Raw genomic sequence first — 23861 nt, forward strand, 5'->3', positions numbered from 1 at the left:
GGGGGGAGGGTGAGTTAAGGTTTAAAGGTGCAGACAGCGCTATTGTCCCAAATTTTTACACCGGAGTTGCTGTTAAAAGGTAGTAGGCCACCATCTACAATAGATAGCAAAGTACGATCATGGGTAGAACTTTGGTCATGCTTAACTACGATATACGGAATTGCGAAGATGCTGGATTGATATCTTTGTAGGTTCCCCCATTCAGGGATGATTGAACCTGTTTGTCTTGCGAAGTTTGAAGCAAAATCAGTAACAGTGGAAAGAGTTCCTCCGTTGATTTTACAGTGCTCTTCAGGCGTACTCGCTTTAGATGAGCGGAGATCCAACCAAATGTGGGGGGTAATACTAAATTTGACAACCCCATCATGGCCAACACCTGATTTTGCACGAGCTGTGATTTCTGCCGTCCAAGAAGAACTTGGTTTTTTGTTGAAAGTGACTATGCCATTGTTATTGACTGTGAGCCAATTTTTAGATACCTGCCAGTTATAATCCGATGGCCTTCCAACAGGTACCTTAATGGTAAAGGTTGCATCTTTGAATCCGAATTTAGGGAAACCACTGTTGAATTCAAAAGTATGTGGGTTAATATGAGTCTCCAGCTGTACTTTTCCATAAGCGGTAAAGGTGAATGTCGGTGGTCTGTTTGTTGCACCGATGGAGTCTTTATCTATTTCAACAATCGCTGTGCCTTGTTTGTCACTGGATATATCAATGATATAAGTCCCTTTGGAATTAGAGAGTTCCTTCATGTTATCATTATACAAAGCCGCACCTTTTACCTTAATTGTAGGGAATTGGTCGGTAATCAGGCTACCAGCAGCATCTTTTAGCACTAATTGGATAGTGGCTATAGAGTGACCACGTTTATCAATATCGCGGTTAACAACGGAGAACTCACTGCGACCAGTTCTAAATACCGGGACACCAACGGCTACCTCTACATCTTGGGTGTGTGAGAGTGAATTGACACTGACTTTAATTTTCTTTGTCACTAGGGTATTAAATACAATGTTTGCTGTGTAGCTACCATCCTTATTATCTGTCCAAGATGAAGGGGAGGTATTATTTTGCGTATCTGAAATAGTGACATCGGCCATTTGGACGCCAATAACGCCATTCCCATACATATCAGCTAAGGTTACTGTTATTGATGTATTTTCACCCATTTTAACCTTCTTGGGTACAGTTGACTTGACTGTTTTGACATGGCTAGGGCCACTTAATGGCTTAACTGCTACTGTATGGCTAGATGGTACATTATTAACTTCTGCTATTAACGAGTGGTTTCCTAGCTTATTTAATTGGACATCAGTCGTATAAACGCCATCTTGTGTGCTATTCCACATTAAGGTTTGTGTAGGCAAGGTCACTAATACATCAGTTAAGGTGATATCCTTTGCATCTACCTTGGTAACAGGATTGCCATATGTATCTTTTAGGGTTAAGGACAGTGTTACCTTAGTGCCCGGTGTGATTGATTTTGCTGGTGTTGAAAGTGTCGCAGATTTCACATTCGCAGCACCTGTTAGGGAGTTCACCGTAATTTCGTTGGTTGGAGCGGATACCGTATTCACGGTGGCGGTTAACGTATGCTTACCGACTAATGTCAGTGGAACCTTGGCTTTATAAACGCCATCTGATGCCATGCCCCATGCAATACGGCTACTATCAATTTTTTGTTTATGGCTATCTATTAAAGCAATATCCGAGCCATTGACGCCAATCACAAAGTTATCGTGCTTATCTTTTAACACTAAGGTTAATTCAACGTCTTGCCCAGCCTTGAGTGACGTTGTTTTTACCGTTAAGTTAGCTTTTGCTACTTTATCTTGGCCACTTGGATGAGCGACTGTCAGGGTTTGAGCAAGGCTATAGTATTTATTCACCCTTGCCTGCAATGACCCAGTGCCGACGTTGTTAAATGGCAGCGATGCAGTATAGGTTCCATTCGTAGAAGATGACCAGTTTGGACTGAGTGTCGTATTACCATAAGTTATGGTGATGTCACCGTCCGGCACCTGACTAACGTTGTTACCATACATATCGATAAGTGATAGGGTTAATGTGACTGAATTACCAACGGTTATTGTTGAATTGTCCAGAGCCAATGTTGCATTATTGACATGGCGAGTGCCACTGAATGATTCAACTTTCACGGTATCATTAGACAGCACATTCTTAACTGAGGTCGTTAATGTGTGGCTTCCTACCTTATTTAACTGGACGTTAGTCGTATAAACGCCATCTTGCGAGCTATTCCACGTTACGCTTGCTGTAGGCAAGGTCGCGAACGCATCAGTTAAGGAAATATCCTTTGTGTCGACCTTGGTGACCGGGTTGTCATATTTATCTTTTAGGGTTAAGGATAGTGCTACATTAGTACCCGGCATGATTGATTTTGCTGATGTTGAAAGTGTCGCAGATTTCACATTCGCAGCACCTGTTAGGGAGTTCACCGTAATTTCGTTGGTTGGAGCGGATACCGTATTCACGGTGGCTGTTAACGTATGCTTACCGACTAATGTCAGTGGAACTTTGGCTTTATAAACCCCCGCTGATTCCATGTTCCAAGCAATGCTACTGCTATCAATTTTTTGTTTGCTATGGTTATCGACTAAAGTAATATCCAAGCCATTGACGCCAGTCACCAAGTTTTGGTATTGGTCTTTCAGTGTTAAGGTTAACTCAACATTTTCACCTGCACTAACCATGCTGGTATTTGCTGATATGTCCGCTGTTTTTACCACATCCTTTCCGCTTGGATAGGTGGCTTCCACGGTCTGTATACGACTTGGTTGGTTGTTTACAACCGCTTTGAACTGGTAATTACCCATGGTTTCTAACCGTTGTTTGGTGGTATACACGCCATCTTGTATGTTAGCCCATGTCGTCTTGACGGCTTTTTGGTTGTTGGTGAATTGAATATCGTTAGTATCGACCTTGATAACCCCATTATCAACGCTATCGGTTAGGGTTAATGTTAAGGTGACTTCTTTACCTGCTTCAATGGTGCCTTCTTTGGTTTCAAGTCGGGTTTTATGGACATGACTTACTCCTTCGGCAGGTGAAATGGTTAGCTCAAGCTTATCGCTGAGCATTTTATTTGCCACCACTTGAATTGATTGCTTGTGTAGCTTGTTCATAATGACTTCTTGAGTATATAGCCCATCGCTGACTTCTATCCATGCGGTAGTTGGTTGTAGATTAGTCAGTAAATTCAATGCGTTTTTTGCACCAGTGAGTTTGTTATCGAACTTATCTCTTAGCGCAACAGTTAGAGTGACTTTATCACCTGAATTTATTGTGGTGCTTTGAGCGTTGTGAGTAATAAAAATCGTCTCTAATGAGCGCCTTAACCCATCTTTATCATAAGAAGTGATTGGGACCGCTATAGGGGGATTAACGACCCATTCGGCAGTTTTTGATAGCCCGTTAACTTCCACCATTATCTGATAACTGTTAGCTTTAGCGGCAGGAAGGTGAGCTGTATACCCGTTCAATATATTTTTTTCCGTAAATATAATGTTCTGTTTTTGCCCATTAATTTTCACGGTGATATCACTACTCAGGACATTGTTAACAGGGTTTCGATATTGGTCAGTTAAGTGAATTAAGAACGATGATGCTTCCCCTGCTTCACTTCTGGCTATCGGTGAAATGGCGATTGCCGTCACCGCATCTTTACCCGATGGTGAATTGACCATGACATTTGTTATATCTGTAAACTGGCCAATTTCAGCCTTTAGCTTATGTGTTTTAACCTTAGTGAGCTTGATGCTGGTGGAGTAGATACCTAAGCCATGGAGATCTTCATCCCAGACAGTGGGTATGGTGTTGTTACTTTCAGTCAGCGTGATCTTATGATTATCGAGTTTAATAACTGGATTGTCATTTATATCAGTTATTTTTAGCGATAACGTGACTTTACTGCCTGCGGTAATGGTGCTTAAGTTTGTTGTTAGTTTAACTTTATTTATATGACTTTGGTTGGTTGACGGCTGCGCATCAACCAATACATTATGACTTTCTATTAGATTAACGGTTGCTTTCAGCGAGTGGACCCCTACGGTAGAAACCGTTGTTGGTGCAGTATAGATACCATTTCCTTGTGGCGTCCAGATTAAACCCGTTAGGTTTTTCTTAATATGCGTATCATTAATGGTGATATCTTTAGCGGTGATCCCGCCAACACCATTATTCCATTGGTCTAATAATGTCAGAGTCAGTTCTGTTTTACTTCCCACTGTCAGTTGGTTAGTGCTGGCGTTAAGCTGAACGGTTTTTACCTGTGTTGGGCCGGTTAGTGCGTTGACGCTAACGGCAAGTGGTGTGCTTGCTTGGTTGTTAACTTGACTTACAAAAGTGTTTCTCCCTTGTTTATGTAACGGGAGTGTGGTGGTGTAAACCCCTGTGCCTAGTTCTTGCCAAGAGAGTGCAGAGATAAGCGTATTATTATGCTCTAATCGAATATCGCTAGCCTGTACCTTTTCAACACCGTTACCATGGCTATCTGTCAATGTTAATTGTAATTCGACGGAATCGCCGACCATAAACGTCTTGCCAGTCTCCTTTAACTCCACACTGTGAACGGCAGATTTACCTTCTGGGGCATTAACTTGAATGGTTTGTGATTGGGAAATGTTATTGACGGTTACTTGTAACGTATCTGTCCCTACTTTACTCAACAACAACTCCGTGGAATAGCTGCCATCTGCGTTATCCTGCCATTTTACAGAGCTGGCTTGTTTTGTCTTGGTCATAATGCCGCGACTAACACCGATTAGCTTATGATCAAAATGGTCAGTTAAGGTGACTGTGAGTTTTAGTTTATTACCGGCTTGCTGATGAGTTATCTGTATAGGGTCAAATTGTACGTTCTTCACCACGCCGCGTGAGTCTGTCGCCCCCGAGCCATCAGGTTTATCTGCGAGAATAGCTTTTGGTTTTTCCACTGTGAGGCTTATAGTGTCGGATATTTTGTTAATTCTAATCCTAAAGGTGTATCCCCCTGCCTGTAGGGTTGGTAATGTGAGAATATAGTTACCATTAGCCAATTGAGAGACGTTGAAGGTAGTCCCCAAATTATTTATGATGCCAAATGACACTTGATTAATATTGGCGACTGGGTGACCGTTTTTGTCTGTCATGGAAAGCACCAGTGTACCGCCTACGCCCGCTAACATAGGTACAGGCATGGACGACAGAATTTTAATCTGGGAAACCTTGCTATCCCCTTCAGCATGCCCGACAGCAATCTTAACCGGATCACTTTGCGAACTGTTAACCTTAGCGACTAAGTGGTCTTCACCCAATGCCGTTAACATTAAGTCCGCAGTGTAGGTCCCATCTTTGTTATCAACCCAAAGCACATTACTAGTTTGGTTGTGGGTTAATTCAATATTTTTAACGTCAATACCACTTAGAGGGTTATCAAACGCATCTTTCAAGGTCAGCGTTAGTTTTATCGTATCCATTGATTTGAGGTTGGCGGCGGTTTTTATGGCCAGTTCAGCGGTATTAACCACACCTATCTGACCCTGAACCCCAGAGCCATCGTGATGGGTTGCTTTGGTGACCGTTGCAGCGTTTACCACCCAGATTTGTGTTACTGTGTGTGTATTCGCACGAACTTCAACTGTATAGCTACCGGCTTTTTTAGGCGGTAAGGTGGCGGTGTAAGCCCCTTTTGAAGTTAAGGATTCAGTGAAAATGGCGTCTATCAGTGCACCATTGAGCGTGACCTTAAAGTCATCAGCAATTTGCGTGACACCATGTTGATTGATATCAAGGGCTTTCACCATTAGGGTTGGCGAGTGACCTGCTGCTGTTGGGGCAATAGGGCTAAGCTCCAGTGTGCTAATTTGCGCCACTTGGTTGGCATTTTGTACGTCAACAGTGACAGCTTGGCTTGCTATTGAGTTTACCGTGGCTTTCAGTGTATCAGCCCCCAGTTTATTTAACGGCAATGTTGCTGTGTAGTTGCCGTTATTGTGATCTACCCATGCCACACTGCCCGTTTGGTTATGTTGTAGCGCAATATGTTTACTGCTAACTCCTTTGAGTGGGTTGTGGAAGGTATCTTTTAAGCTGACGGTCAGTTGCACATTCGTGCCAGATGTTAACGCTGTTTTTGATGCACTTAGTACCACGCTGCTAACAACACCTTGCTTGTCTTTTATACCACTGCCATCTGTCGTTGCGGTAACGGTATCGGCTTGTGCCACGTTTAGCGTTTTTGGCTTGGATTTTAGCCCATTGGTAGAAATAACCACCTCATGAGCACCACTGAGTTGCCCCGCTAATGTTCCTGTGTAGCTGCCATCCGCTTGTTGATTGACGTTAATTTTTTTCGGTTTAAGCTGATCGATTGCGACCTCAACCTGTTGGATGCCGTCAACCGGGTTCCCTTGAACATCGGCTAAGGTAAACGTTAAGGTACTTTCTGCCCCTGCGCCTACAGAAGGGGTTATATGGGTGATAACAACCTTGTTGATGTGTTTATCTCCTTGTGTTTTTTTCACGTCAATCTTAACCGGATCACTTTGCGAACTGTTAACCTTAGCGACTAAGAGGTCTTCACCCAATGCCGTTAACATTAAGTCCGCAATGTAGGTCCCATCTTTGTTATCAACCCAAAGCCCATTACCGGTTTGGTTGTGGGTTAATTTGATGTTTTTAACATCAATACCACTTAGAGGGTTATCAAACGCATCTTTTAAGGTCAGCGTCAGTCTTACACTATCCCCTGATTTCAGGTTTTGAGTTGATACCGCTGTGAGCTCGGCGGTTTTGACCACGCCGCGTGCACCCTGCGTACCCGTTCCCGAGGTGTTGGTTGCCGTGATGACAGAAGCCACATTAACTTCCCACGTTTGCTGTGCGGTTTGTTTATAGGCAGTCACTTTAACCGTATATTTACCGACTTTTTGCGGTGGCAAGGTCACGGTGTAAGCCCCTTTTGAAGTTAAGGATTCAGTGAAAATGGCGTCTATCAGTGCACCATTGAGCGTGACCTTAAAGTCATCAGCAATTTGCGTGACACCATGTTGATTGATATCAAGGGCTTTCACCATTAGGGTTGGCGAGTGACCTGCTGCTGTTGGGGCAATAGGGCTAAGCTCCAGTGTGCTAATTTGCGTCACTTGGTTGGTATTTTGTACGTCAACAGTGACAGCTTGGCTTGCTATTGAGTTTACTGTGGCTTTCAGTGTATCAGGCCCCAGTTTATTTAACGGCAATGTTGCTGTGTAGTTGCCGTTATTGTGATCTACCCATGCCACACTGCCCATTTGGCTATGTTGTAGCGCAATATGTTTACTGCTAACTCCCTTGAGTGGGTTGTGGAAGGCATCTTTTAAGCTGACGGTCAGTTGCACATTCGCGCCAGATGTTAACGTTGTGTTTGGTGCACTTAGTACCACGCTGCTAACAACACCTTGCTTGTCTTTTATGCCACTGCCATCTGTCGTTGCGGTAACGGTATCGGCTTGTGCCACGTTTAGCGTTTTTGGCTTGGATTTTAGCCCATTGGTAGAAATAACCACCTCATGAGCACCACTGAGTTGCCCCGCTAATGTTCCTGTGTAGCTGCCATCCGCTTGTTGATTGACGTTAATTTTTTTCGGTTTAAGCTGATCGATTTCGACCTCAACCTGTTGGATGCCGTCAACCGGGTTCCCTTGAACATCGGCTAAGGTAAACGTTAAGGTACTTTCTGCCCCTGCGCCTACAGAAGGGGTTATATGGGTGATAACAACCTTGTTGATGTGTTTATCTCCTTGTGTTTTTTTCACGTCAATCTTAACCGGATCACTTTGCGTGCTGTTAACCTTAGCGACTAAGAGGTCTTCACCCAATGCTGTTAACATTAAGTCCGCAGTGTAGGTGCCATTTTTGCTATCTGTCCAAACTGGAGCCAGTCGTTGGTTATGGGTAAGCTTAATTGCTGAGGTATCAACCCCTACCAGTGTGTTATCAAACGCATCTTTTAACGTCAGCGTTAGTTTTATCGTATCCATTGATTTGAGGTTGGCGGTGGTTTTTATGGCCAGTTCAGCGGTATTAACCACACCTATCTGACCCTGAACCCCAGAGCCATCGTGATGGGTTGCTTTGGTGACCGTTGCAGCGTTTACCACCCAGGTTTGTGTTGCTGTGTGTGTATTCGCACGAACTTCAACTGTATAGCTACCGGCTTTTTTAGGCGGTAAGGTGGCGGTATAAGTCCCTAGTTGTTGGCTATCTTCAGTGAAAGTTAGGTGCTGTGACGCACTATCAAGTGAAACTTTAAGGTTATCAGCAATACCCGTGATGCCATGGTTATTGATATTAACGGCTTTCACTGTCAGTGTTGGCGAGTGACCTGTAGCTGTTGGGGTAATAGGGCTAAGCTCCAGTGTGCTAATTTGCGTCACTTGGTTGGTATTTTGTACGTGAACAGTGATAGCTTGGCTTGCTATTGAGTTTACTGTGGCTTTCAGTGTATCAGGCCCCAGTTTATTTAACGGCAATGTTGCTGTGTAGTTGCCGTTATTGTGATCTACCCATGCCACACTGCCCGTTTGGCTATGTTGTAGCGCAATATGTTTACTGCTAACTCCTTTGAGTGGATTGTGGAAGGTATCTTTTAAGCTGACGGTCAGTTGCACATTCGCGCCAGATGTTAACGCTGTTTTTGATGCATTTAGTACCACGCTGCTAACAACACCTTGCTTGTCTTTTATACCACTGCCATCTGCCATTGCGGTAACGGTATCGGCTTGCGCCACGTTTAGCGTTTTTGGCTTGGATTTTAGCCTATTGGCAGAAATAACCACCTCATGAGCACCACTGAGTTGCCCCGGTAATGTTCCTGTGTAACTGCCATCCGTTTGTTGAGTGACTGAAACAGAGATTGGTGGGTGCTTATCGATTTTCACCGTTACGTCATCGATGCCATTGACAGGGTTACCCTGATCATCGATTAATGCAACCACAAAGGCGCTGTTTGCTCCTGCTGCAACTTGGGTAACATCAGTAATGTTGATTTGTTGGATAGCCTTGTTGTCTGCTTGCGCGGAGACATAAATGGAAACGCTCTGGCTTTGTTCGTTATTCACGGCGATAAAGAGCTGGTCTTGACCTAATTTTGTCAGCTTTAATGCCGCGGTATAGGTGCCATTTTTTCTATCTGTCCAAACTGGAGTCAGTCGTTGGTTATGGGTAAGCTTAATTGCTGAGGTATCAACCCCTACCAGTGTGTTATCAAACGCATCTTTTAACGTCAGTGTCAGTGTTACATTATCCCCTGATTTAAAGCCTTGAGCCGGTGCGATTGTGAGCTCAGCGGTTTTTACCACGCCATGTTCACCCTCTGCGCCATGCTTATTGTTGGTGATGGCGTTTGGTGCGCTGACGTGTAAGGTTGATTCTGTTGAATGAATACCACCAACCGTAACCTTTATTTTATGATCGCCGGATTTTTGACCTGAAAGCGATGAGGTGTAGATCCCCGTGTTTTTGGTTTTTTCAGTGATATTAATTAACGTTTCTACACCATCAATAGAAAGGATTGCACTACCGTTCACTCCTGTGACAGGCAGGGAGTTTGCATCAGTTAATACAATCGTGATGGTGCTGTTTTTACCTGCTGCTGGGCTAGGTAGCTTGTTAATTTCGACCTTATGAATTTGAGTTGCACCCGTCGCATTATCGACGTTAATTTTCAGCGGTGAACTGTCTTTCTTGTTTACGGTAACCATTAATTGATCTTCACCAATAGCGGTTAACGGTAAAATAATGGTATAGCTTCCATTGCGGTTGTCTGACCAACTGACAGTGCTTGCTTGCTTGTTCCGCAATTGAATAGCTGAGCTATCAACACCTTCAAGGGTGTTACCAAAGGCATCTTTTAGTATTACGGTTAATTGTAACGAATGCCCTGATTTGAGACCGTTGGGCGACGAAGAGGTTAATTTAACAGTTTTAACTACACCACGTTGATTTTCTGCGCCACTCCCATTTTTTGCTGTCGCTTTAATGGTCGTAGGCTGTTTTACTTGCCACGTTTTTGTTGATGTGTGACGGTTAGCACTCACCTCAATAGTATAATCTCCTGTTTTTTCTACAGGTAATGCGGCGGTGTAAATGCCTTTGTGGGTTGAGGATTCAGTAAAAGGTATTGATCGAGACTGTTTGTTGATCTTAACAGTGATATGGTTAGCAATTGCAGTAACCGGGTGCTTATTATTATCAGTAACTTTTACTGTAATAGTTTGAGTTTCACCTGCTTCACTTGCATAGATAGGCTCAAGTACAACATGGGTGATTTTTGTGCTTTCTATCGCATTATTCACCACAATATTGACGTTTTGGGCATGCCCATTGATGCTCACTTTTACTGTGTCGCTAGCGAGTTGGGTTAGCAATAAATCAGTGGTATAAGTGCCATCTTGGTTGTCTTTCCACGTCACGTTGGTTTTTTGGTTGTGCGTTAGCGTAATGCTGTTCAGGTCAATCCCTTTAAGGGGGTTGTTAAATGCATCTTTTGCGGTGACCGTTAGCTTTAGAGAGTCACCAGATTTGAGTGCGGTAATTGACGACGTATTGAGTGTTATATTGTTAACGACACCACGGTCACCAGTATGGCCTTTGGGATTGGCTGTAATAGTGGTTGCGCCATTGACAGTCCACTCTTTTGATTGTGTTTGGTTACCAGCTTTGATTTCGACAGTGTATTTCCCTGCCGTCATTGCTGGCAAGGTGCCAATGTAAGAGCCTTTATTTTGTGTAGATTCAGTCAAGGTGACAGCCACTTTTTGACCGTTTACCGCTACAGTGATGGCATTTGCAATATTTGTAATTGCATGACCTTGATTATCAATAGCTTTCACCGTAATAGTGGGTTGATTACCTGCTTCGCTATTGGAAATAGGCTCTAAACTTAATGCGGTGATATGGCTGACTTGCTCGCTATAGGCCACATCAATAGCCACTTCATTACTTTGGATGCCATTGGCCTCAACCTTTAATGACGCTTTTCCAAACTGAATTAACTGTAGGCTTGAACGGTAAGAACCATCTTGATTATCTTGCCATGGCGCATTTTTATTCTTGCTTTTAAGTAAGTTAATTAATTTTGTATCAACACCTGTTAAGGTATTACCAAACGCATCTTTCATGGTCGCGGTTAGGGTTAGGGTGTCGCCAACTTTTAGACCATTATGGGGTGATATTTGAAACTCAATGGTGTTGAGGGTGCCGCGTTCATTTAATTGGCCCTGCGGGGAGGCGGTAATAGTGTTTGCTGCTCCTACCACCCAGATCCTTGTCTCGGTTTTCGTGTTAACTTTGGCATTAATTATGTAAGTGCCAGGCATTTGCGCCGGCAAAACAGCCATGTAGGTGCCTTTGTTTGTTGTTGATTCTGCTAATTGTAAAGTGTTTGTCTTCCCTTCAATGGTGACTTGTATTTCATTTGCTATTTGGGTCACAGGATGCTGATTAGCATCAGTCACTTTTAGTGTAATAACTCTATTGTCACCTGTTGCACTAGAGGGGATAGCGTCAAAGATGATATTGCTCACTTTGGCACTATTTGTCGTATTAGCGACGTTAATTGGTGTGTGAGGTGTTTTATGACCACTAATTGAAGCGGTTAATTTATAGTCTCCTATTTGAGTTAATGGCAAGGTGGTTGAGTAAGTTCCGTTAGCGTTATCAATCCATTGTAGTGTTCCAGCATTATAGCCATCAAGAATAATATTACTGGTGTCGATCCCTGTTAATGTATTACCAAAGATATCGGTTAGCGTTACCATCACACGGAGTGCGTCGCCTGATTGCAGATTGGCTACACTACCGGTGGTCATGGTAATTTTATCGATAACACCTTTTGCCCCTTGCAGACCACTGCCAGTTGGGTTTATTGATTTAATGGGTTTTGATTTCTCAACTACCAGTGTTTTTACGCCTGACAGCTTATTATTCACTTCCGCGATAATACTATGCTTACCTTCGTGTTGCCCTGGAAGAATAACCTCATAGGTTTGAGGGGCGATTTCTTTGATGGGTAGTGTGTGTTTTTTGCCATCAATTTCAATAATTATTTCCTGTTCACCAACCACAGGGTTACCATTTTTATCGGTTAATTTAACAGTCAGTGTGCTATTAGAACCTGCATCTGCTTTTTCTATTTTGGTAATTTCAACTTTACTGACGTTATTTTTACCCGAAGCGTTGCTGACTTGAATGGCCGTCGCAGGGGTTTTTTGACCGTTAATTGAGGCGGTTAAATCTTTTGAGCCAATCTCTGTTAATGTGATGGTGGTGGTGTAAGAACCATCGCCTTCATCCTTCCAGACTGGTTTGCCGTTAAACCCGTCAAGGTTGATAGTATGGGTATTGATCTCGGTTAAACCGTTATGAAAGGCATCAGTGATAGTCACTGTGATCCCAAGCTGATCGCCAGATTGTAAGTTGCTGGTATCGCCCATTGTCATGGCAATGTTGTTGACAACACCTTTTTCCCCAAGTTTTCCGGTATTATTCGATTTTATTGGTATCGGTTTCGCGACCACGATTGTATTTTCAGTTGAGACCTTACTATTCACATTCGCGCTAATGCTATGATTACCCGCTTGCAGTGCTGGTAGCGTGACCTCATAAATACCCGGTTTCCTTTCTCTCGCTGGCAGTTTATGGGCTTGACCATCAATATTGATAGTTATTTCTTTTTCACCGGCCACTAGGTTGCCATGTTTATCGGTTAACTCGATAGTCACAATACTATTTGAGCCTGCCGCTGGTTTTTCTGTTTTGGTGATTTTCACCTGATCGACATGGGACGCCCCTGTGGCGTTATTAACCTGTACTTCTGTGAGTGGGCTGCGGGTACCATTGACTGAGGCGGTTAAATCATTGCTGCCAACCTCGGTTAAGGTCAAGGTAGTGGTATAAGAGCCATCGCCATTGTCTCCCCATTTTAAGGTATTCCCTTTGTGTTTACCGACATCGATATTATCGGTATTTAAACCAGCTAAACCGTTACCAAAGGCATCTGACACCGTTACGGTGACATCAAGAGGATTACCGGATTCAAAACGGTGAGTGTGATCAACCGTGATAGCCACTTTGTCAATAACACCTTTCTCGCCTAGTTGGCCCGTTCCGTTTGGGTTGTTCGGGGAAATTGATTTTGGCTGCTCAACCAGCAACTTTTCTTTAATTGATGTGGTGCCATTCAAACTAACATGAATATCATGTTTGCCTGCTTGTAGCGCTGGCAATGTGACTTCATAAATACCCGGTTTTCCTTCTTTTGCAGGTAAAGTGTACGGTTTGCCATCAATTTTAATCACCATTTCCTGTTCACCAACCACAGGGTTACCATTTTTGTCGGTTAATTTGACAGTCAGTGTGCTTTGCGCGCCCGCTGCTGGGGTAGGGGGATTGGTAATGACGATTTTGCTAACTTTGTCTTTTCCTTTGGCATGGCTAACTTGGGTTTGTTTCTGTGGGCTGGTAGAGCCATTAATAGAAACAGTGAGGTCATTATTGCCAATTTCTGTTAATTCAATATTGGTAGAGTATGAGCCATCTTGGTTATCGACCCATTTCAACGTATCGCCTTTGTGTTTACCAATGTTGATATTATTAGTGTCTAGCCCTGACAAACCATTGTTAAAGGCATCTGTGATGGTTACGGTGATTTCGAGCTTATCGCCAGATTGTAGATGGCTGGTATCACCTGTGGTGATGGCGATATTATCGACGACGCCTTGCTCACCTTTTTGCCCTATACCACTCGGGTCTTTAGGCTTGATAGGTTGTGGCTTATCAACAATTAGCAATTCTTTGGGGGACTCTTTCCCGTTAACGACCACTGAAATATAATGGTTGCCTGCAATTTGCCCCTGAATAATAGCTTCATAAGTACCTGGGGAGGTTTCTGTTACTGGCAAAGTGTGTGGCTGACCATCAATATTAACGGTAATTTCTTTTTCGCCGACTATGGGGTTGTTGTGTTTATCACTTAACTGGAAAGTCACGGTACCATTTTCACCTGCTGCGGGTTTACTGATGTTGGTGACTTTCACGTTATCGACATTTTTAGTGCCTGTGGCGTTGCCCACTTCGACTTTAGTGGCTGGGCTCATTGTTCCATTAACAGAAACAGTTAAATCATTGGTACCGACTTCGGTTAATGGTAAAGAGGTGGTGTATGAACCATCACCGTTATCAATCCATTTCAATGTATCGCCTTGGTATTTGCCAATATTGATATTATTGCTGTTTAAATCTGTTAAGCCGTTACCAAAGGCATCTTTAATGGTGACGGTAACATCAAGCGTATCCCCAGATTGCAAAGAGTAGGGAGAACTAGGCGTTATAGTTATATTATCAACAACACCTTTTTCCCCTTTTTTTCCTGTCCCATCTGGCGTGAGAGGAGTAATTGGCTTCGGAGACTCAACGATTAGAACTTCTGGGGAAGATGTGTGTGTACCAATAGTCACCGTTACGTTTGGTGTACCGCTTTGTTGTCCCGGTAATGTGCCGATATAAACGCCACTACCTGCAAAAGTTTCACTTATTGTAATGGGGGTTGGTTGACCATCGATGTTGGCTATTACGCTACCATCAGCCCCAGAAATTGGGTTGTTATATTGGTCAGTTAAAGAAATCATGATGATACTATCTGTACCCGCGGCTGTTTTCTCAAGGTCTAAAATGGAGACATTGGCTAGCTGACCAAATACAAAATTCACTTTTACTTCAACGTGTTGTTCATTGAGTGTTGCGGACAGTTTAGTTGTTCCCGCTATTTTGCTGTCCACTTCAACATCAGTGTTACCCTGCTCATCGGTTGGGCTTAGCTGTGTGGCATTGGCATTTTCAGCATCAAGTTGCAGCATGGCACCCTGAATTGGGTGTGCATGGTTATCAGTGATATGGAATTGAATTTTATTTGTAGATTTTCCATCTGCAACCGCATTATCACTGAGGATATTAAAATGATTAATATGCGCTTGGCGGGTATCTGCAATAAAGGAAAAAGCCGCTTCAACCGGTACGCCGCCGTTTGCAGTCGCTTGAATTCGGTGCTTACCTGTGACGAGAGAGGTAAATTGAATCGATGCTTCTCCTTTCATATTGGTGATAACGCGATATTTGCTTTGGGTGGTTGATTTTGCCGCCTGCATTTTTTTAAATAGATTAGAAAAAGCCATTTGTGACGAGGTGGCTTTTGGCGTAGCCAGTTTGAGCTCAGCAGGCAAGGTGAAGGTCACGACGGAGTCCGGTGCGATATTTCCTAAAGCATCCCGGGCAATTATGGTTAATGTATTGATATCTTGGCCATTAGCTATCGCGTTACCTTGTTTGATGACCTCGTTTGGGTTAATTGATAATACGCCGTAGTCGGTAACTTCAACCCATGTCGTTCCTTGTGGAGAGTGATTTCCATTGTGGTCAGATGCGGTTATTGTGAATCGATAGCGGTTATTTTTCTTGCTTTCTTCTTTGGTCATTGCCACTTTGTAGGTGGGCAATTTAACTTTTGTTTTTGCACCATCAAGTAAGATCTCTCCGCCAGCAGCTAAAAACTCCGGGGCTTGGACTGTGATGTCTTTTAAAGGGTACTTGGTACTAAGGGAATTGATGATAGGGAGTATATCCCCTGTTTTTCCTTGGACCATGTCAGGAAGAGAAAGCGATATCAAGGTTTTCTTTTGATATTCCAATACGATATTATTATTACGGTTAACGAAATCATATCGGCTACCTAATAGACGGCGCGACTCAACGACTTTAGTCGGGTCAAGGTGTTCAGCTAAGCTTTTACCCAATGTCCAAGTGAATTCCATTTTGGCATTGGTTTCACTCAATCCTCCACTTATTTTCTGTTCTGCGCTTAAGGTTACCAGTGAGAAAGGGGTCCAACTCATACCAATTGTGGTTGCCAGTGGGTTTTTTTGGCGCTTATCTTTGCCAAATAAAGCAACATCATCCCCAAAATATTGCTCAAACTTCAGGTTTCCACCAAGGTGCGGATATGATGGTAAAAAGCCCTCAGCTTGCAAATCCCAACCGTTAGCTGGGCGAGCATTGTAGTCATTTTTTAATTCAGACGCCCCCCGCCATGACGAGGTACGCAGGTAAGTATTGGCACTCAATTTTAAGAAATCTTGTGCGTATTCAACCCCAAAACCGACACGAGAGTGATAACGAGATAAGTCATGGTCAAAAAAGGCATTCGTGCCTACCATACTATCCGGGGTAAAGTGACGGACGCCAACACCATTATTGGTTTGTAAGCGGCCATCAGTACGATGAACGTTATGTTGGGTAAACAGTAATAAATCAGGTTGGTCATACCAAGGGATTAACCAATCTAACTGGGTATTTTTAATTTTTAATTTTTTATCTACGTCAACACTAAATTTGGCGTTCCCCGTTTGGGATAACCAATGGTTGATTTCATTTGTTGCTGCGTTGGTAACTTTATTACGCGTGTAATCCTGTGCTAGCTCAGCGAGGTCTGCAGCTTTTTTCTTATCCGAAATAAAACGAGCGGCACTTTGGCTATACTCAGCAATAAGCTGTTCGGTTTTATTGTCATCAAGAGGGAGTGAATCACCACCTAGTGTTGGCAATTCATCAGGGCTTAACATTTTTGCGTAGCTTGGCATAACAGGCATAACAGCCGAAGACCAAATAGCAGTAAATATCACAAAACCATTTGAGAGTCTGTGTCTCAATGTTGGCTTTGCTGTTGATGTAGTGGGGCTCATTTAATTCATTCCTAGTTTTAATTTTAACTTTGTTATTGTGGAATGCTTATAAAGGTAAGAGCTTGTGAATTAGTTTGACTTAAACAGAAGCGGAATTTGCAAGGCGAAAAAATGGGGGATGAGTGGCTTTTATTGCTAATAAAAAGCGACCGTTTATAACGCGAGTAAATGCTATTTATGTTGCTTGAGAATTAATCTTACCTGAACAAAATCAGTTATCTAAAGGGTGAAATAATGGGTTGGAAATTATGCATTTCAAATTAATCAATAGATGGTATAAACGCTATTCTTATTGGAATAATATTAAATTTAGTCGCGGTTTGTGGCCGTCATCAGTTCGTTACTAAAAAATAAAAAAAAGCCCCATTTAAGGGGTAATAATGAGCTAAGAGTTAAACCACTATTTTTATTTTATGGCGTGGTCTCAAGTGAGGGGTATCCATATAATTAAAATAATTGACCGAATAAATGCCACAATGAGTCTGTTTGGGGGGCAGGTTTATGAGTGGGCTGCCTAAATAAGGCCCCCTTATAAACGATACGGTTTTCTTGACTGTGATACGTGGCATTTTTGTCTATAAAGTTAACCGGTATGACCCTGCTATCACCATTAAGAGTGGCAATGATTTCTGTTGTTCCAGCAGTTAAGCTACTGATTTCTAATTCGGTATTTCCCTGCTCATCGGTAGGTATCGTCGGTGAAATAGCGACATTTTTACCACTAAAATGCACTTGTGCACCTGCGATACTTTGTCGGCTATTATTCACAATATGAAATTTAATTTTATTTTTACTGTTCCCATCTGCCAACGCATTGTTTTGCATAATCTCTATACTGCCGATAAACGACTGATCAATATCGGGTTTAAAGTTAAACTGTTCGTTAATTTCTGCACCATATTGCGTACTGGCTTTTAAGGCGTAGCTCCCTGATACCGAAGCTGTAAATTGAATAGAAGCTTCTCCTTTGCTATTAGCGATAATGGCGAACTCTTGTTCTGAAGCGGATTTTGCGACCTGTGCTTTCCACATAAAATGGTTAAATAACGAATAATAACTTGTATTTTTTTGATTGAACGAGGTAAGCCCAGCGGGTAGGGTAAAATTCACTTTTGCATTTGGGACGGTATGTCCAAGCGAATCCTTAATAACTACAGTGAATACATTTGGGTCTCGACCATTTGCTATAACATTACTCTTTTTTGTACCATTTTTATGGATGATAGCGAGCAAGCCAGTATTGGACACTTCAACTAAGGTTTCAGCTTGTGGTGACATGTTCCCCTTAATGTCATAAGCGGTTACTGTTAGGCGATATCGGTTGAGTTGTTGGTTTTTAACGTCATTTTCCGCTATTTTGTAAGAGGGCAACTTCACTGAACTCTTGAGACCATTTAGCGTAATGCTACCACCTGCCGCTACCAACTCAGGGGCTTCAACAATAATTTTTTCGAGAGGATACTCTGAGATTAAGTTGCGAATAATAGACACTTCTTCGCCGGTCACGCCTTGAATAACCTGAGGTAATGACAGCAAAATTAAGTTTTTATTTTGATATTCCAAAATAATATTATTGTTGCGATTAACAAAATCATGACGGTTACTGGAAATACGGTGAGTTGCATCGACTGCTGAAGCGTCAAGGTGCTGCGCTAGATTTTTGCCTAATAGCCAGGTTAAACCGAGGTTTACACGAGTTTCGTTGGTATTGCCATTTCCTATTTTATGCTCTGCATTAATACCCAGCAATGGGAAAGGGGTCCAATGCACACCAACAGTGGTGGCCATAGGGTTTTTCTGACGTTTATTTTTACCAAATAAAGCGACGTCATCACCGTAATATTGCTCTAGTTTTAAGTTAGCGCCTAAGTTTGAATAAGTAGGAAGCCACCCTTCGACTTGAATATCCCACCCATTGGCAGGGCGCGCATCATAATCATCTTTTAATTCTGATGTGCTGCGCCAAGAAGATAGCCTTAAGTAGCTATTAGCGCTGATTTTGGCGTAATCCTGTGCGTATTCTAGGCCAAATCCTAAGCGGGAATGATGATAGGATAAATCATGGTCAAAAAAGGTATTCAGACCCATCATGCTATTTTGGTTAAAGTGGCGTAACCCTATACCGTGATTAGTTTGCAGCCTGCCATCAGTTCGGTGAATGCTGTGTTGGGAAAACAGTAACAAATCGGGTTGGTCATACCAAGGTATCAACCAGTCCAATTGGGTATTTTTAATCGACAGTTGTTTATCAAGGTTAATATTGAGCCTAGCATTACCGGCTTTTGACAGCCAGTGAGATATTTCATCGGTGGCAACATCAGCTGCTTTTTGACGAGCATAGTCCTGTGCCATTTCCGAGAGGTTTTTTGTCTTGTTTTCCTCAGAGGTCAAGTTTGCCGCATTCTGCCCATATTTAGCCAGAAAGCGTTCAGTACCATCAGAGGAGGGAAGTGGGTCAAATTGAAAGGCATCGCTACCCAATCCCAATGTAGGTAAGTTGTCCGTACTGAGTATTTGGGCGTAACTGGGTATGGCCGGCATAATGGCGATAGACCCAATGGCAGCGGCGAGCGCCAAGCGATTCGAGAACGTTGGTTTCAATTTTGACGAAAGGGGAGCCATCGAACTTATTCCTGATATCAATATTAACGTTGCTATTGTCAGGGGGGAGTGGTGTATATGCTTGTGAATTTATTGGACTTAAACGGAAATTAAGTTAGCGTAGTGGAAAAGTTTGGAATGGTATGGTTACCAATTGATTGGTAAGGTTTTTTCATTCCCCCCTATATACGGGGGGAAATAGGGTGTTTAAGGTGTTACTTGGCTTACTGAGACCGTTGTTTGTGTTGAGTGGCCATTGATTGAGGCTGCAATATCAAGGTTACCGGCTGCTGTTAATGTTAAGTAGGTAGAATAATCCCCATCGCGCTCTTCATACCAACCGACAAGATTAGCGTTATGGTTTCCAAGGTCGATATTACGAGGGTCTATACCTTCAAGTGTATTACCAAATGCATCACTGAGGGTAACGGTAAGTAGTAAATCATCACCGACGTTCAAATTACTGGTTGCTCTTGTGGTGATTTCTACATGCGCAACAACACCTAACTGACCTTGAGGGCCGCTGCCGTCAGGGTTGATCGCATCGACGGTGAGTGGTGAGCTTACAGTTAAAGTGTACTCTGGTGACGTTTTTCCCTGTAAAGAAGCAGTTATGGTGTAATCACCTTCCATTTGCCCTGCAAGTATTCCACTATATTCACCTAGGTTGGCGGAGTTTTCTTCGATTTCTACTGGGATTTGTTTATTACCCATATTGATCATAATGACCCCATCGGCACCAGAAATAGGGTTGTCATTTTCATCAATGAGTCTGAGTGAAATGGTCGTCTCTGCGCCAGCATAGGTTGTACTGGTGTTAAGAATTTTAATTTTGTTTAAATGACCGCTGATAAAATAGACGGCAACGGTTTCAGTATGACCATCGACAGATGCGGTAACTTCGCTGATACCACTCATCATACTGGTCAGGGGCATGTCAATCATTCCCTGTTGGTTTGTCACACCATGAGCGTCAATTTTACCTAGCGTGGCGCTAAAATTGACGGTTTTCCCTGCGATAGGGTTACCTTTAGCATCGGTAATGTAAACGGAAACTATATTGGCTTCTTTGCCATCCGCCAATGATGCTGTTTTACTGATATTAATACCCTGTATTTGTGCTGGGCTGGTTGCTGTGGCGATGGTATCCGTGACTTCAATCAGTGTTTCACTTGTTGATGATGTATTCCCATTAATATCATAAGCAACGGCACTTAAATGATAACGGTTCAATTTTTTACTTTCTGAAGGGGTTGAGGCCATTTTATATGCTGGCAATTTTAACCTAGCATTTTGACCTGATGAACTAATAACACCCCCAGCAGCGAATAATTCAGGGGAGTTCCAGACAATTTTTTTAAGGGGGTATTGAGTTGTAACTGATTGTACAAGTTGTAATTCTTGGCCTGCTTCACCTTGTATTTTTTCTGGGAGCTTTAACTGAATAACGGTTTTCTTTTGGTAATCTAGAACAATATTGTTATTTCGATTAACGAAATCGTGGCGGTTACTAGACACTCGACGGGAGTCGCCTACTTTCGATGGGTCCATTTGCTCAGCGAATGCTTTATCAAATGCCCAAGTAAACTGCATTTTGGCACTGGTATCATGTAATCCACTACTGACTTTATGCTGAGTACTCAAGGTGACTAGGGGAATTGGGGTCCAATTGACACCAACTGAGGCTGCTGTTGGGTCTTTTTGGCGTTTATTTTTCCCCATAAGAGCAACATCCTGACCGAAATATTGTTCAAATTTAAGATGACCGCCGAGGTGAGGGTAAGCAGGTAACCACCCCTCTGCTTGTACATCCCAACCGCGGGCAGGGCGTGCATTATAGGCTTGAGATAATGCCGATGTACTACGCCATCCAGAAACAGGTAAATAGCTATTCGCCGTGAGTTTTAAATAATCTTGCCAATATTCGGCACCGATGCCTAAACGGGAATGATAATGGGAAAGGTCATGGTCAAAGAAAGCATTGATACCAACTGTGTTGCGGTCGTTGAACTGGCGTAACCCAATACCATTATTGCTTTGTAACCTTCCATCGGTATTATGAATGCTATGTTGGGTAAATAACAGCATATCAGCCTGTTCATACCAAGGGATTAGCCAGTCAAATTGGCTACTTTTAAGGGATAATTTTTTATCAACATTTAGGCTTAATTTGACATTACCGGCTTTTGATAACCAACGGGTAATTTCGTCTATTGCAACATTAGCGGCTTGGTTAAACGCGTAACTTTGTGCCATCTCAGCGATATCATTGCTATTTTTTTGTTGAGATAGCAGTGTTGCAGTTGTTTTACTGTATTGTGCTAAGTCACGTTCCATGGTGCTATTTTCAGGGTTTTCTACTGTGCTGCCTAAAAGCGGTAATTCTTTCGGTTCGAGCATTTTTGCATAGCTAGGCAACATTGGCATAATGGTCAATGACCAAGCTGCCATAAATAAGGCTAAAGGATGAGAGCGTTTGTCTTTAGGGCAATTCATTAAATACATTCCTAGATTGGATATTCATTTCCGTTATTTTGGAACAAGTATTGAGAAAAACGCTTGGGAATTACTTGGAATAATATGGAAAAGCGGTTTTTATATTGGAATTATTTGGAATGACCGCGTTTATTGATAATTGAAAAATATCGAATAAGTGACTGGGTAAAATCAATAAAATTGTCATTGGAAAAAATCTTACTATAATAAAAACAATGGATTAGATGAGGGTAGTATGGAGCTTACATTTTTAGGAACCAGTGCTGGTGTGCCAACGAAAGAGCGTAATGTCACCAGTATGATATTAAATTTGGTCGGTATTCGAAAAAGCTATTGGTTATTTGATTGCGGGGAAGGCACACAACACCGTATTTTAAATAGCCCATTTAAAACGCCAAAAATTGACAAGATCTTTATTACACATTTACATGGCGATCATATTTTTGGGCTACCGGGTTTGTTATGCAGCCGCTCAATGGGGGGCGCAACAGAATCTTTGACGCTATATGGTCCGAAAGGGTTGAAACAATATGTTGAAACCGTTTTGAGTGTGAGTGAGTCTTATATGACTTATCCACTCAACATCATTGAAATTCAAGCTGGGCAGTTATTTGATGATGGCGAATTGATTGTGACGGCTTACCCCCTTGACCACCGAGTGGAATGCTACGGCTACCGTATTGAAGAGCATGCAAAGAGCGGGGCTTTAGATGCAGAGCGACTCGCGCAAGATAACATCCCTCGGGGGCCGTGGATGCAAGACCTAAAAGCGGGTAAAACAATCACTTTGGAAGATGGTCGAACTGTGAATGGCGCGGAGTATTTAGGCGAACCTATCTCTGGTAAAGTGATTGCAATTTTTGGTGACACTCAGCCAACCGACCAGGGGCTAGCACTCGCTAAAAATGCAGATGTTATGGTGCATGAAACCACTTTAGAAGCAGCATTTGCGGAAAAAGCCAATGAACGCGGGCACTCAACTACGGAACAAGCGGCTCGATTAGCTCGTGCTGCTGGGGTAAAACGCTTTATTGCAACCCATTTGAGTGGGCGTTATATGACTCATGATATCCCAAGGTTACTTGCTGAGTGCCAAGCAATATTCCCAGCCACAATAATGGCAGAGGATTATTTAACCGTGAAAATTTAATTTAAGCGGGTAATAAACGGCCCGCTTAATGATAATTTTTTTAAAAAATCACTTTCACAAAACCATTGCGGCAGTAAGTTTCGTATTCATCGGAAAGTTGGCGATTGGTGACTATCACATCGAATTGTGACAATTCCCCCATATTGGCTGTAGCAACTTCATCAAATAGGTTATAGGGCGCTAATAAAATCTTACGAATGGACTTTTCCATGGCTTTTTTCTTCATGGGTAAATCATCCAAGTTATAGCAAGTCACACCATAGTTCCCGTGTACGCCAGCCGCAGAGATAAAGGCTTTTTTGGGGTTAATTGAATCGAGTAGTGAAGGTAATGAAGGGTTGTAAAAGGAATCGCTTTTTGGCCGATATTCACCACCACATAACAAGGCGGTGGCATTTTTCTTCTGGCTTAACGCTAAAAAAACGTTATGTGAGTAACAAATTCCAGTGAAACTGATCTCCTCTGGGATAAGAGAAATCAATGTTGCCATTTCAATACCATTATCAAAGAAAATCACATCATCTTCAGTAACCATACTCGCGGCAAGGTTTGGAATATACAGTGCTTCGGTTTGGTCTGGGGTAAAAATATCCGCTTGTTGTTCTTGAGCGATTAAATTGGCGGGTTGGGTAACAGAAACAATATAGCCACCGAGTAGCGACATTGGGATAGGGCCTTCGGTATCTGCGCTAAGGTCTCGTCGAATGGTCATTTCTGATACTTCGAGTATTCTAGCGGCTTCTTTTAAATGAATGCGTCCTGAACGTTTTAAACATTCACTTAAGCGGCGAAGGCGTTCTTTTTGTTTAGTTTCTATCACCCTACAGTCCTTTTGTAAT

5 protein-coding genes are annotated in these 23861 nt (G+C 42.6%); 1 reads left to right on the top strand and 4 read right to left on the bottom strand.

What is annotated here, in order from left to right:
• Positions 1-14: 14 nt before the first annotated feature.
• The 3 genes from ABE954_RS02625 to ABE954_RS02635 all read right to left on the bottom strand — a co-directional run bounded on the left by ABE954_RS02625 (position 15) and on the right by ABE954_RS02635 (position 21872).
• The gene (locus tag ABE954_RS02625; protein WP_371025718.1) at positions 15-16775 is read right to left on the bottom strand and encodes an Ig-like domain-containing protein; all 16761 of its coding nucleotides are present in this window, start codon (positions 16773-16775) and stop codon (positions 15-17) included.
• A gap of 447 nt (positions 16776-17222) precedes the next feature.
• Entirely contained in the window at positions 17223-19397 is a 2175-nt protein-coding gene (locus tag ABE954_RS02630; protein ID WP_198861116.1) for an inverse autotransporter beta domain-containing protein, read from the bottom strand.
• A 186-nt stretch (positions 19398-19583) separates the two neighbouring features.
• Positions 19584-21872, bottom strand: coding sequence for an inverse autotransporter beta domain-containing protein (locus ABE954_RS02635; RefSeq protein WP_164975533.1), 2289 nt, complete (start codon positions 21870-21872; stop codon positions 19584-19586).
• 235 nt (positions 21873-22107) lie between these two features.
• Here ABE954_RS02635 and rnz point away from each other — a divergent pair, with 235 nt between their 5' ends.
• A complete protein-coding gene (rnz, locus tag ABE954_RS02640; RefSeq protein WP_210814130.1) occupies positions 22108-23022 on the top strand; it encodes a ribonuclease Z in 915 nt (304 codons plus the stop codon).
• 40 nt (positions 23023-23062) lie between these two features.
• Here the strand turns inward: rnz and deoR are convergent, their stop codons facing one another.
• The gene (deoR, locus tag ABE954_RS02645) at positions 23063-23842 is read right to left on the bottom strand and encodes a DNA-binding transcriptional repressor DeoR (RefSeq protein WP_042848874.1); all 780 of its coding nucleotides are present in this window, start codon (positions 23840-23842) and stop codon (positions 23063-23065) included.
• Between the last annotated feature and the right edge of the window lie 19 nt (positions 23843-23861).

Source organism: Providencia sp. TYF-12 (genome assembly GCF_041344805.1).
In the GTDB taxonomy this organism is placed as follows: Bacteria; Pseudomonadota; Gammaproteobacteria; order Enterobacterales; family Enterobacteriaceae; genus Providencia; species Providencia huashanensis.